We start from the raw sequence: 13,544 nt of genomic DNA, 5'->3' as shown, positions 1-13,544 counted from the left end.
TGAAATTACGATAATGCGCACACAGTTTACGGCTATGTAGCTCAGTTGGTTAGAGCACCGCACTCATAATGCGGGGGTCACAAGTTCAAGTCTCGTCATAGCCACCATTTTAAAAGACCAAGCTCTCAGCTTGGTCTCTTTTTTTGTCTTTTAAAAAGCACTGTAAACCATCAAAAATATTTGAAGCATCCACTAATTTTTAGTTTCCACAAAACATTATTTTTCCTTCTTGATGTTGGGGCTATTTTTCATTCTACTGCCGCATAAAAAAATCGCCCAAGCATTCCTTGGGCGATTCTGATTTACATCATTGAGAGCAGAATTTAGCTACCTGCTTTCCAGCCATTCACAATTGGATAACGACGCTCACGGCCATAAGAGCGTGAGCTGATACGTGGTCCAATGGCACCTTGGCGGCGCTTGTACTCATTGATATCAACCAGACGAATCACTTTTTTCACGACTTCAGCATCAAAGCCTTTGGCAATGATATCGTCTTGACTCATATCTTCTTCAATATAAGAGTACAAGATCGCATCCAGAATGTCATAGGCAGGTAAAGAGTCTTGATCGACCTGATCTGGACGCAGTTCTGCTGAAGGTGGACGGGTAATCACACGTTCCGGAATCACTGGAGTTTCTGAAATGCTGTTACGATATTTCGCCAGTTCAAACACAATGGTTTTATACACATCTTTCAGAACTGCATAACCACCGACCATATCGCCATACAGGGTGCAATAACCGACAGCTAGTTCAGACTTATTACCGGTTGCCAGCACCAGATTACCGAATTTGTTAGATAGGGCCATCAATAAGGTGCCCCGTGAACGTGCTTGCAGGTTTTCCTCGGTAGCATCGACTGGAGCGTTGCCAAAGAACGGGAATAGCACCTGCATAAAGCCGCTTACCACTGGATTGATTTCGGCAATACCGAAAGTCACGCCCATATTTTTGGCTTGAGCCGCTGCATCTTCCACACTGATTTGTGCGGTATAGGTATAAGGCATCATCACAGCTTGAACTTTGTCTGCGCCAAGCGCATCTACAGCAATCGCTAGGGTCAGGGCAGAGTCAATGCCGCCAGACAGTCCCAGAATCACACCTGGGAAGCCAGAACGCTGTACATAATCACGTGTAGCCATGACCAGGCTTTGATAAATCTCAGCCATGGTGTCTAAAGCAGGTGCAATTGCACCTTTGCTGAATTGCAGTTGTTCAGCATTAAATTCTGCAATTGCCAGATTTTCCTGGAAAGTTGGTGCCTGTAAAGCCACCTCGCCAGATTTGTTGAGCACAAAACTGGTACCGTCAAAGATCAGATCATCTTGGCCACCGACCTGGTTACAGTACACCAGATTGATATTTAGCTGTTTGACCAAGGCCGCCATGGTTTCAATGCGATGTTGTGGTTTACCCACTTCATATGGCGATGCATTTAGTACCAAAGCTGTGTCGATATTCAATTTTGCCAGTTGCTGAACAGTGGCTAAAGACCAGACATCTTCACAGATCAGTACGCCAAATTTATGTCCAAGATACTCAAAAACCAGATGCTGATGACCTTCGCCAAAATAACGCTTTTCATCAAATACGCCATAGTTTGGCAACACTTGCTTGTTATAAACACCCAGTACTTCGCCATCTTTCATGACAGCAGCCGAGTTATAACGCTGACCATCTTCAGTTTGATTAACAAAACCAAAGACCATGACAATATCTTTTACTTCAGTCAGTTTTTCAAAAGCCGCTTTGGTGCGTTTCACCAGGCTCGGGCGAATTAATAAGTCTTCTGCAGGGTAGCCCAGCGTTGAAAGTTCAGGAAAGATAATCAGATCCGCTTTATCTTTTTTAGCCTGATTGGCCAGATCAATCATTTTTTGCGTATTTGCATCCAGATTGCCCACATGTGGAGAGAATTGAGCAATCGCAATTTTAAAACTTTTCATTCCAAGTAAATCCTATTCCTATAGGTTGATACACTAAATTACTGATTTTTATAATTCTAATTATTCAGTTGAGTGCACTTCGATATTCATAAAATGCCAAATGGCTTAAATAAAAAAACTTTTTATCGCATGATCATTGAATCTTAATCTGCGATGCAAAATAATCATACCTGCCTATTTTATCGAAATTTTATCGATAAGCTAGAGTTGATTTAGCAGAACAGGCATTGAGTGAAAAAAGTTATTATATAAAATTAGAAAATATGCTGATTTTTTATGCATCTAGGCTTATGTAGATTTAAAGACTGAAATCTAAATTTTGGCTTTTAAAATATGCCTTAGCTATATTGTTTGGAATTAAACTGATTAAATATCATCTGTTTATTTTTGGATTTAAAATAATATTCGGAATTTTTTTTAGAAAAATATCCCGGGCAATATCGCCTTGTTGTTCAATATTGTAGGTTGAAAATGATTTGTTGGGATTAAATTGATATTTGTACGGATTATATTTTCCCAAGCTGAGAAAATAAGCACTTTGTAAAAATGCCCCTTTTAAAAGCACATTGATCTGACATTGGTGTTGATAAATATGCGCCATCTCATGAATAAATAGTGCCTGATAAGATAAACTCTCGCGCGAATAATCTTCCCGATAATTTAAATTGCGTACATGGATGTAGCCACTGGGGGCCATAATGACATGTTTGGATTGCCAGGGCAGGTAGGGGTGATTCATGATTTTAACGCGAGAATAATCGATCAGGTTGCCAAATACCTGTTGGGAAATTTTGATTTCACCAGGCGTTAGACTGCGGCACTTAAACTGTTCAAAACGAACCAGTCTTAAAATAAAGGGCAGAAAATACAACAGCATTCAATATGCATCCTGTTTTTAGGTGACTTAGTTCGTGAATATGATTTTGATATGCTAATTTTAAAACGTTTCAGGTCAATTTTTTGTAGGCTTTTGTCAGCACTAAAAAAAACCACCCGGGAGGGTGGCTTTTTTTAAGTCTTTCGACGCGGTTCGAATTAACGAACGATATCGCGTTGAACTTCGCCAGTGTAAAGCTGACGAGGACGACCGATCTTGTAAGGACCACTGTGCATTTCTAACCAGTGGCTGATCCAGCCAACAGTACGTGCAAGCGCGAAGATTACAGTAAACATTTCAGTCGGGATACCAATCGCTTTAAGGATGATACCTGAGTAGAAGTCTACGTTCGGGTAAAGGTTACGCTTGATGAAGTATTCGTCAGAAAGCGCGATACGTTCAAGTTCCATAGCCAATGCAAGCTGTGGATCATTGATGCCAAGTGCACCAAGAACTTCGTCACAAGTTTCTTTCATTACTTTCGCACGTGGATCGAAGTTTTTGTAAACTCGGTGACCGAAGCCCATTAGTTTAACTTCTTTAGTTTTTACTTTTTCCATGAAGCCAGCAACGTTTTCTACAGTGCCGATTTCGTCAAGCATCTTAAGAACAGCTTCGTTCGCGCCGCCGTGAGCAGGGCCCCAAAGTGCAGAGATACCAGCAGCGATACATGCATACGGATTCGCACCGGTAGAACCAGCTAAACGTACTGTAGACGTAGACGCATTTTGTTCGTGGTCAGCATGAAGCGTGAAGATACGGTCCATTGCTTTTGCAAGAATTGGATCAACTTTATAATCACGGTCTGCAGGAGTAGCAAACATCATGTGCAGGAAGTTTTCTGCATAACCAAGGTCGTTACGTGGGTAAACGAATGGTTGACCGATGGTGTACTTGTAGCTCCAAGCCGCCAGCGTAGGAATCTTCGCGATTAAACGAATTGCAGTGATTTCACGGTGGTTCACATCTTCGATGTCAAGGTTGTTGTGATAGAACGCAGACAACGCACCAACCACACCGACCATGATCGCCATAGGATGCGCATCACGACGGAAACCATTGTAGAAACGGCTAACTTGATCGTGAACCATTGTATGGTTACGTACTTTAGCGTCAAATTCTTCTTTTTGCTCAGCAGTTGGAAGTTCGCCATTTAACAATAAATAGCAAGTTTCCAAGTAATCAGCTTTAGTCGCCAATTGATCGATTGGGTAGCCACGGTGTAAAAGTACACCTTTGTTGCCATCGATGAACGTGATTTTAGACTCGCACGCAGCTGTCGCCATAAAACCAGGATCAAAAGTAAAGTGACCTGCAGCCAACACATCTTTAACGTCGATTACATCTGGGCCCAATGTGCCGCTGTAAATTGGTAGTTCAATTTCTTTGCCATCAAGCTGTAAAACGGCTTTCTTGCCAGTTGCTTCAGACATTCAATAGATCTCCTGTCCTGGTGAATGTATATCCGCTTTGTCTATCAATCTTTTAATGCACAAAACGGACGGATCAAAAATTTGCTATAAGATTAGTGAGTACTGAAATTTTGTCAATTATACTTATGGATGAAAAAATGACGGCCGCACAGCGGTTTAGTCATATTCGCTCAGTATAAAAAGTTCAGTAAAATCACAGCATCAAACCTCTATAATAAGTCAAATTGATGCAGAGGTGCAGAAAAAAATAGACTGCTTGGGGCATTTGTAAGCGTTTTTTCCTAGCAAGAAATGCGGGTGAAAATGGTGAAAGATTAAGGTGAGCATGCTTAAAACTATATAAATCTCATAACTTACATCGTTTTTACCAAGTTGAATTTCAGAGGTAGAATTATAAATAAAAGCAATTAATTGAATTTTGAATCCGGTTCAATTGATTAAAAAGTAGCTTAATAAATGGCCAACTTTGCAGCAAAGGGAGGCAGTATAAAAATAAATGAATGATTTTTTGAATCTAAATGCTTCAAATTGATTGAAAAACCCATCATCTGATGCACTAAGTCGCTATTTAACATCAGGTTATCTGAATCACTGCGCTGCTGCTGAATTGGGGCAAGTGGTCTGTTAAATATAGGCGCTTGATTTAAATCTAAATTAAAAAGAGATTTAAATAATATTTGTGATGGAACTGTGCGTCTTTAGTCTAAAACTCAAACATGGTCCTGCAGGCTTAAAACCGAGTGAATTGATCATCTTAATTATTTAAAAACAATCATATAGATAGGAATTGAAAGGGCGGAATAATATATTAAGCCCGACTTATTGTTGTTAATGATTCTTATTTAATAGTTTTTTATCCAAAAAGCCAAATTCAGCCGTTTGTATTTTAATAGTTCACGTTTTATAATTCAGTGTCGTTTTGATTTTAGGCATGTATTTGCCTAAGAATGCCAGCTTTCCTTCGAATTAATTCCAACAAACTCCGGATGGAGTTTTTACTTACAGGATGCCCGCTGTGAAAAGCAACAGACCTGTCAATTTGTCCATGGGTCAAGTTTTAGAAGTAAACTTAAAATCACCCGTGGCTATTGCATCAATTCTACACCGTCTTTCAGGTGTTATCGTATTCTTACTCGTACCGGTCCTTCTATGGATTTTAGACAAGTCATTGTCTTCGCCTGAAGGTTTTGCGCAAGTTCAAGAAATCTTTAACGGTTTCATTGTTCGTTTCATTGTATGGGTATTTGTCGCCGGCTTGATTTTTCACTTTATTGCGGGTGTTAAGCATTTACTTGCTGACATTGGCGTTGCTGAAGAACTAGAAAGTGGCCGTGTTGCATCTACTATCGCATTAATCTTGTCTGCAATCGGTATTGTTGCAGCATTTGTATGGATCGTACTCTAATGAAAAGCGCTACTGGTTTAACAGGTTCAGGTTCTCGCGATTGGTTTCTCCAACGTGTCAGTGCTGTAGTTCTAGCTGTTTATACCGTTGTTGTACTGGGTTGGATTCTACTGAATGGTGGTTTCAACTTTGAACAGTGGTACGGCTTTATGATGACAGTTCCAATGAAGATCATGTCTTTGTTGGCGGTCTTATCTCTTGTTGCACACGCATGGATCGGCATGTGGCAGGTATTCACGGATTATGTGACTACTCGTCAAATGGGTCCTTCAGCTTCAGGTTTACGCCTTGTACTGACTTCAGCAGTGATCATTGCTGTACTTGCATATGCAATCTGGGCGATCCAGATTTTTTGGGCGAATTGATAGGAAACAATCATGGGCGCTATAAACCCTAAAGAAGATTACACAAATATTCCGCATGAAACTTTCGATGCTGTCATCGTTGGTGGTGGTGGTTCAGGTATGCGTGCGTCTTACCAACTTGCTCAAGCTGGTTTGAAAGTTGCGGTTCTTACTAAAGTATTCCCAACTCGTTCGCACACTGTTGCAGCGCAGGGTGGTATTGGTGCATCTCTTGGTAACATGCAAGAAGATAACTGGCACTACCACTTCTACGACACTGTAAAAGGTTCGGACTGGTTAGGTGACCAAGACGCAATCGAGTTCATGACTCGTGAAGCGCCTCAAGTGGTTTATGAACTTGAACATCTAGGTATGCCATTTGACCGTAATGCTGACGGTACAATTTACCAGCGTCCATTCGGTGGTCACTCAGCAAACTACGGTGAAAAAGCTGTGCCACGTGCATGCGCTGCTGCCGATCGTACCGGTCACGCACTTCTTCACACGCTTTATCAAAGCAACGTGAAAATGGGCACTCAATTCTTCGTTGAATGGATTGCGCTTGACCTGATCCGTAACGAAAAAGGCGACGTTCTTGGTGTTACAGCAATTGATCAGGAAACTGGTAAAATTGCAGTATTCCAAGCAAAAGCGACTTTGTTCGCTACTGGTGGTGCTGGTCGTGTGTACCGTGCATCTACAAATGCTTATATCAACACTGGTGACGGTCTTGGTATGGCTGCTCGTGCAGGTATTCCATTACAAGATATGGAATTCTGGCAATTCCACCCAACGGGTGTTGCGGGCGCAGGCGTATTGTTGACTGAAGGTTGTCGTGGTGAAGGTGCAATCCTTCGTAACAAAGACGGCGAACCGTTCATGGAACGTTATGCACCAACTTTGAAAGACTTGGCGCCACGTGACTTCGTATCACGTTCTATGGACCAAGAGATCAAAGAAGGTCGTGGTTGTGGTCCTAAAGGCGATTACATCCTGCTTGATATGACGCACTTGGGTGCTGACACGATCATGAAACGTCTTCCATCTGTATTCGAGATTGGTAAGAAATTCGCGAACGTTGACATCACTAAAGAGCCAATTCCTGTAGTACCAACAATTCATTACCAAATGGGTGGTATTCCAACGAATATTCATGGTCAAGTGGTTGTTCCTGAGTCTCGTGAAACTGAAGCGCTTGTTGCTAACTACAATAAAGACACCGACGTTTACTCTACAAATGCCGAAGGTCGTGACTTTGCTAAGCCAGTAAAAGGCTTCTATGCAATCGGTGAATGTTCATGTGTATCTGTACACGGTGCGAACCGTCTAGGTACGAACTCATTGCTTGACTTGGTTGTATTTGGTAAGGCTGCTGGTCAACATATCATTGAATATGTGACTAAACAGCACGATGGCGAATATGAGCCACTTCCAACAACTGTGCTTCAAGAAACTGTTGAACGTATTCGTAAACTTGACGAATCGACTACAGGTGAGAATGCTCAAGACGTTGCTGATGCAATCCGTGACATCGTTCAAGACCACGCTGGTGTATTCCGTACATCTGCGCTTCTAGACGAAGGTGTGAAACAGATTCTTGCAATTGAACCGCGCGTACGCAACATTCACTTGAAAGACAAATCTAAAGTATTCAACACTGCACGTATTGAAGCACTTGAAGTTGAAAACTTGTATGAAGTTGCGAAAGCAACGCTTATTTCAGCTGCTGCTCGTAAAGAATGCCGTGGTGCACATACGGTTGTAGACTTTGAAGAGTCTCCAGACCATGCTGAATACCCATATGGTCGTCGTGATGATGAGTGGATGAAGCACACTTTATGGTTCTCTGCGGACAACCGTCTAGAGTACAAGCCAGTTCGTTACCGTCCATTGTCGGTTGACGCGATTCCACCTAAACCACGTACATTCTAATCAGGAGAATTCAGATGAGTAGAGGTACTCGTACATTTCATATCTACCGCTACGATCCTGACAAGGATAAAGCACCGTACATGCAAACTTTCAAACTTGAGCTGACTGACAAGCACCGTATGTTGCTTGACGCACTTCTTGCGTTGAAAGTACAGGACGAGACTTTAACGTTCCGTCGTTCGTGCCGTGAAGGTATTTGTGGTTCTGATGGCGTGAATATCAATGGTAAAAACGGTTTGGCGTGTCTTTGGAACCTGAACGATTTACCAAATGAAATTACTGTTCGTCCATTGCCTGGTCTTCCTGTAGTGAAAGACTTGGTGGTTGACATGAACCAGTTCTATGATCAGTACAACAAGATCCATCCATTCTTGATCAACAACCAACCTGCGCCTCCTAAGGAACGTTTACAGTCTCCTGAAGAGCGTGAGCATCTTGATGGTCTGTATGAATGTATTCTATGTGCATGCTGTTCAACTTCATGCCCGTCATTCTGGTGGAACCCGGACAAGTTTTTGGGTCCTTCAGCATTGTTGAACGCTTACCGCTTCATCATTGACTCGCGTGATACGGGAACACAAGAGCGTTTGGCTCGTCTAGACGACCCGTTCTCATTGTTCCGTTGTAAAGGCATCATGAACTGTGTATCTGTATGTCCTAAAGGCTTGAACCCAACTAAAGCAATCGGTCACATCCGTAATATGCTTTTAGATATGGCAGGCTAATAGGCTGCTCTTCGCAGTTTAGAAAAAAGCACACCTTCAGGTGTGCTTTTTTTATGCAAATTATTGGAAAAATTAAAAAATCATAAGATAAAAACAAAGATACTATACTTAAAATGTATAAAGTTGAGTGAAACAGTCAGGAAAAGGGTAATGGCTTTGAGCGCCATATAAGAAGAACATGTGATTATTTTGGGTATTTATGATTTTTAGATGTAAAACTGACCTGAAAAATAGCAAGAACGATGTTATTATATAACGGAAATTTAAGGAGGGAGTGGATTGAAAGGTTTGCTCTCTTTTTATTTATCGGAAATGCTTAGGACTTAAGTCTACATTGAATCTATTTTTGAGATAAAGCACCATATATTAGAGTAAAATATCTGAACTGTATTTAGCCAATTTATGGAAGGTATGTGTCAAAAAAATCAATTGAAAAGTTGAGAACATGTTAGCATTTAGCCCATGACTATGTTTAAAAAATGCCACGCCAGGTACATTTTTTAAACACTGCATAATCAGGGACTGGTATATAAAAGGTAGACCCGAGTCGCTTTAGAAAAAATCTTTGTTAATTCTTGCTTTTTTCTAAGTCGATTTGCAAAAAATTGCCCGGTTTCGATCGGGTATTCAATGAGTGATGATGCCGCTGAGGGGCGTTATTGTTCATTAAACATATCAAGATTTTCTTGGTGTGGTGATAACGCCTCATGGCTTATGCCTTATGGGGGACTAGTATCATATTACCAATTTGATGCTAATAATCCTGGGTTTTGCTTAAAAAGCATCCTGAAAATGTTTTTGCAATAGGAAATGGGTCCACAAATGCAAGAAGTTGCTGACGCTCTGCGTCTTGACACTGAACTTTCCGCTGATAGTGCAGCGTATATTGAAGAACTTTATGAGCAGTATCTGACTGCTCCAGACTCAGTGGGTGCTGACTGGAGAGCGTACTTCGATAAATTCCCAAAAGGTGATCAACCACACAGTAATGTACGTGAGCAATTCCTACTTTTAGGTCGCAATTCAAGCCGTATTCAGCCTATTGTTCAGTCGACAGTCAGCTCAGAGCATGAACGTCGTCAAATTGGCGTGCTACAGCTGATTGCTGCGTACCGTAACCGTGGCCACCAGAAAGCAAAACTGGATCCATTAGGTTTGGCGAAGCGTGAAGTTGTGCCTGATCTAGATCTTGCTGCGCATGGTTTGACTCAGTCTGACTTAGACACAGTATTCAATACTGGTAACCTGGCGATCGGTAAAGAAGAAGCGACTTTGGTTGAAATGGTTCAGTCAATGGAAGCCACTTACTGTGGTTCAATCGGTGCTGAATACATGCACATCGTGGACACCAAAGAAAAACGTTGGATTCAACAACGTCTAGAAAGTGCACGCGGTCAATATGGCTTCAATGCTGATCAAAAGAAACATGTCCTTGAGCGTTTAACTGCGGCTGAAGGCCTAGAAAAATATCTTGGTAATAAATTCGTTGGTGCCAAACGTTTCGGCGTTGAAGGTGGTGAAGCATTCATCCCGATGGTCAACGAAATTATTCAGCGTGCAGGTTCTGTAGGCTGTAAAGAAGTTGTGATCGGTATGCCTCACCGCGGCCGTTTAAACCTTCTTGTTAACATCATGGGTAAGAACCCGGCTGACCTGTTTGGTGAGTTCGAAGGTAAATCTATTCACAAGAAAGGTTCTGGTGACGTTAAGTATCACCAAGGCTTCTCTTCAAACGTGATGACTCCAGGTGGCGAAGTTCACTTGGCATTGGCGTTTAACCCGTCACACCTTGAAATCGTTGGCCCTGTGGTTGAAGGTTCAGTACGTGCACGTCAAGTACGTCGTAAAGACATTGGCGGCGATGACGTATTGCCACTAATCGTACATGGTGATGCTGCATTTGCAGGTCAGGGCGTCAACCAGGAAACTTTCCAGATGTCACAAACTCGCGGTTATACCGTGGGTGGTACAGTGCACATTGTGATTAACAACCAGGTTGGTTTCACGACGTCTGATCCACGTGACGCGCGTTCTACAGAATACTGTACTGACATCGCAAAAATGATTCAGGCACCGATCTTCCATGTCAATGGTGATGATCCTGAAGCTGTGGTGTTCATTTCACAACTGGCACATGACTTCCGTCATACGTTCCGTAAAGATGTTGTGATTGACATGTTCTGCTACCGTCGTCGTGGTCATAACGAAGCGGATGAGCCAGCTGCAACTCAACCAATGATGTATCAAGTGATTAACAAGAAAGCGACTACGCGTACGCTTTATGCTGATCAGCTGGTACAACAGGGTGTTCTTGATCGCGCAAGTGCAGATCAAATGGTTGAAAATTACCGTGCAGACCTGGAAGCGGGTAATCACGTTGCCAATGCACTGGTACTTGAACCAAACAAAAAAATGTTTGTGGACTGGACGCCTTACTTAGGTCATGAGTACACAGACGAGTGGGATACAACTTTCCCAATCGAACGTCTGAAAGAGCTTGGCAAGAAAATGCGTGAGCTTCCTGAAGGCTTCGTGATGCAGCGTCAAGTTGCTAAAGTGATCGATGATCGTCTGAAAATGCAAACGGGCGAAATGCCACTGAACTGGGGTGCTGCTGAAACTCTAGCGTATGCAACTGTACTAGATGATGGTTACTTGCTTCGTTTAACAGGTGAAGATGTAGGTCGTGGTACTTTCTCACACCGTCATGCAAAACTGCATAATCAGGTAGATGGTTCAACTTATCTTCCACTGTGTAACCTGAAAGAAAACCAGCCGCGTACTGCAATCTATGACTCTTTGTTGTCAGAAATGGCTGTATTGGCATTTGAATATGGTTATGCGACGACTCTTCCTAAGAGTTTGATCATCTGGGAAGCGCAATTCGGTGACTTTGCAAACTGTGCACAGGTTGTAATTGACCAGTTCATCTCATCTGGTGAAACCAAATGGGAGCGTGTATGTGGCTTAACCATGCTTCTTCCACACGGTTTTGAAGGTCAAGGTCCAGAGCATTCATCTGCACGTTTGGAACGTTTCTTGCAGCTATGTGCTGAAGACAACATGCAAGTCATCACACCGACCACGCCTGCGCAGATTTTCCACGCATTACGTCGTCAAGCGATTCGTCCAATCCGTAAGCCATTGATTGTTACTTCGCCGAAATCTTTACTTCGTCACAAGCTTGCTGTATCTAGCCTTGAAGAGCTTGCAAACGGTACATTCCAAACCGTGATTGATGAAGTAGACAACATCAACAAGTCAGATGTAACCCGTCTGGTTCTGTGTGGTGGTAAGGTGTATTACGACCTAGTTGAAAAACGTCGTGAAAAAGAATTGAACAACACTGCAATTGTACGTATTGAACAATTATATCCATACCCAGAAAAACGCCTGGCAGAAGTGCTTGCGCAATATCCAAACGTTAAAGAACTTGTTTGGGCGCAAGAAGAACCGAAGAACCAAGGCGCTTGGTTGTTCATCGCACCGCGTCTATATGACGACGTGATGAAAGCGGGTAAACAAGTACGTATTAGCTATGCAGGCCGTGAAGCTTCTGCTGCACCGGCATGTGGTTCACCATATTTGCATGCAAAACAACAAGCTCAGCTCATCAACGACGCGATTGCGATCGACGCTGAATAATCCAGGAGATTCTAAGTAATGGCAACCGAAATTAAAGCACCGGTATTCCCAGAGTCAGTTGCGGACGGTACGATCGCAACTTGGCACAAACAACCAGGTGAAGCAGTGTCACGTGATGAAGTGATCTGCGATATTGAGACTGATAAAGTTGTTTTAGAAGTTGTTGCTCCTGCAGACGGTACACTTGCATCTATTATTAAAGGTGAAGGCGATACTGTTCTTTCAGCTGAAGTCATTGCACAGTTTGAAGAAGGTGCTGTTTCTGGCGCTACACAAACTCAAGCAGTTCAGTCTGAAGAGAAAGTTGAACAAGCTGCTGCGCAAACTGAAGCGGGTAATGCACCGATCGTTGAACGTCAACAAGTACAGGATCAGGCTCCAGCAGTGCGTAAAGCATTGACTGAATCTGGTGTTGCAGCTGCTGACGTTGCAGGTACAGGCCGTGGCGGTCGCATCACGAAAGAAGATGTGGCAAATCATCAAGCGAAACCGGCAGCACCTGCAGCGCAACCATTAAGCGTTGCAGTGGGCGAGCGTATCGAAAAACGTGTTCCTATGACTCGCCTTCGTAAGCGTGTTGCTGAACGTTTACTTGCAGCGACTCAAGAAACTGCAATGTTGACCACGTTCAACGAAGTGAACATGAAACCAATCATGGAAATGCGTGCTCAATACAAAGATGCATTCGAGAAGCGTCATGGTGCGCGTCTTGGCTTCATGTCATTCTTCGTTAAAGCAGCAACTGAAGCACTTAAACGCTATCCAGCGGTAAATGCTTCAATTGATGGCGATGACATCGTGTATCACGGTTACTACGACATTGGTGTTGCAGTTTCATCTGAGCGTGGTCTAGTGGTTCCTGTACTTCGTGATACAGACCGCATGAACTATGCTGAAGTTGAAAACGGCATCCGTGCATATGCTGGCAAGGCACGTGACGGTAAACTGGGTATCGAAGATATGACTGGCGGTACATTCACTATTACTAATGGTGGTACTTTCGGTTCATTGCTTTCTACACCAATTCTAAATACACCACAAACTGCGATTCTGGGTATGCATAAAATCCAGGAACGTCCGATGGCGGTGAATGGTCAAGTAGAAATCTTGCCAATGATGTACCTTGCACTGTCTTATGACCACCGTTTAATCGATGGTAAAGAAGCAGTCGGTTTCCTTGTAACAATCAAAGAATTGTTAGAAGAGCCAGCGCGTCTGATCCTTGATCTGTAAT

9 protein-coding genes and 1 tRNA gene are annotated in these 13,544 nt (G+C 42.7%); 7 read left to right on the top strand and 3 right to left on the bottom strand.

The features are described from left to right. Positions 1–30 precede the first annotated feature (30 nt). A tRNA-Met gene (locus tag AC13CK_RS10715) sits at positions 31–107 on the top strand. Between the two features lie 216 nt (positions 108–323). On the opposite strand, the gene AC13CK_RS10710 is transcribed toward AC13CK_RS10715, so the two are convergent. The 3 genes from AC13CK_RS10710 to gltA all read right to left on the bottom strand — a co-directional run bounded on the left by AC13CK_RS10710 (position 324) and on the right by gltA (position 4,259). Then, positions 324–1,949 (bottom strand): NAD+ synthase, encoded by a 1,626-nt coding sequence (locus tag AC13CK_RS10710; RefSeq protein WP_004730268.1) that lies wholly within the window; start codon positions 1,947–1,949, stop codon positions 324–326. 373 nt (positions 1,950–2,322) lie between these two features. After that, complete coding sequence (locus tag AC13CK_RS10705) at positions 2,323–2,826, bottom strand: hypothetical protein (RefSeq protein WP_004279428.1); 504 nt, start codon at positions 2,824–2,826, stop codon at positions 2,323–2,325. A 158-nt stretch (positions 2,827–2,984) separates the two neighbouring features. Further along, positions 2,985–4,259, bottom strand: coding sequence for a citrate synthase (gene gltA / locus AC13CK_RS10700; protein ID WP_004279429.1), 1,275 nt, complete (start codon positions 4,257–4,259; stop codon positions 2,985–2,987). Positions 4,260–5,265: 1,006 nt separating this feature from the next. Here gltA and sdhC point away from each other — a divergent pair. The 6 genes from sdhC to odhB all read left to right on the top strand — a co-directional run bounded on the left by sdhC (position 5,266) and on the right by odhB (position 13,543). Then, a complete protein-coding gene (gene sdhC / locus AC13CK_RS10695) occupies positions 5,266–5,664 on the top strand; it encodes a succinate dehydrogenase, cytochrome b556 subunit (protein ID WP_085064488.1) in 399 nt (132 codons plus the stop codon). Further along, entirely contained in the window at positions 5,664–6,029 is a 366-nt protein-coding gene (gene sdhD / locus AC13CK_RS10690; RefSeq protein WP_004279431.1) for a succinate dehydrogenase, hydrophobic membrane anchor protein, read from the top strand. The genes sdhC and sdhD overlap by 1 nt, the downstream gene beginning before the upstream one ends. A 12-nt stretch (positions 6,030–6,041) precedes the next feature. Continuing rightward, the gene (locus AC13CK_RS10685) at positions 6,042–7,940 is read left to right on the top strand and encodes an FAD-binding protein (protein ID WP_004646289.1); all 1,899 of its coding nucleotides are present in this window, start codon (positions 6,042–6,044) and stop codon (positions 7,938–7,940) included. A gap of 14 nt (positions 7,941–7,954) precedes the next feature. After that, the gene (locus AC13CK_RS10680) at positions 7,955–8,665 is read left to right on the top strand and encodes a succinate dehydrogenase iron-sulfur subunit (protein ID WP_004279433.1); all 711 of its coding nucleotides are present in this window, start codon (positions 7,955–7,957) and stop codon (positions 8,663–8,665) included. Between the two features lie 822 nt (positions 8,666–9,487). Further along, on the top strand, positions 9,488–12,310 hold the full coding sequence (locus tag AC13CK_RS10675; protein ID WP_482831184.1) for a 2-oxoglutarate dehydrogenase E1 component: 2,823 nt from the start codon (positions 9,488–9,490) through the stop codon (positions 12,308–12,310). 18 nt (positions 12,311–12,328) lie between these two features. Continuing rightward, on the top strand, positions 12,329–13,543 hold the full coding sequence (odhB, locus tag AC13CK_RS10670) for a 2-oxoglutarate dehydrogenase complex dihydrolipoyllysine-residue succinyltransferase (RefSeq protein ID WP_004279435.1): 1,215 nt from the start codon (positions 12,329–12,331) through the stop codon (positions 13,541–13,543). The last annotated feature ends 1 nt before the right edge of the window (position 13,544 follow it).

This window comes from Acinetobacter sp. L-24, assembly GCF_056857555.1.
The sequence above is the reverse complement of the archived record's forward strand: the minus strand, read 5'-3'. Positions and strand labels throughout refer to the sequence as shown.

Bases quoted from the DNA above. Each gene is read 5' to 3' on its own strand.
- AC13CK_RS10710 (WP_004730268.1), bottom strand. From the start codon at position 1,949: ATGAAAAGTTTTAAAATTGCGATTGCTCAATTCTCTCCACATGTGGGC.
- AC13CK_RS10705 (WP_004279428.1), bottom strand. From the start codon at position 2,826: ATGCTGTTGTATTTTCTGCCCTTTATTTTAAGACTGGTTCGTTTTGAA.
- gltA (WP_004279429.1), bottom strand. From the start codon at position 4,259: ATGTCTGAAGCAACTGGCAAGAAAGCCGTTTTACAGCTTGATGGCAAA.
- sdhC (WP_085064488.1), top strand. From the start codon at position 5,266: ATGCCCGCTGTGAAAAGCAACAGACCTGTCAATTTGTCCATGGGTCAA.
- sdhD (WP_004279431.1), top strand. From the start codon at position 5,664: ATGAAAAGCGCTACTGGTTTAACAGGTTCAGGTTCTCGCGATTGGTTT.
- AC13CK_RS10685 (WP_004646289.1), top strand. From the start codon at position 6,042: ATGGGCGCTATAAACCCTAAAGAAGATTACACAAATATTCCGCATGAA.
- AC13CK_RS10680 (WP_004279433.1), top strand. From the start codon at position 7,955: ATGAGTAGAGGTACTCGTACATTTCATATCTACCGCTACGATCCTGAC.
- AC13CK_RS10675 (WP_482831184.1), top strand. From the start codon at position 9,488: ATGCAAGAAGTTGCTGACGCTCTGCGTCTTGACACTGAACTTTCCGCT.
- odhB (WP_004279435.1), top strand. From the start codon at position 12,329: ATGGCAACCGAAATTAAAGCACCGGTATTCCCAGAGTCAGTTGCGGAC.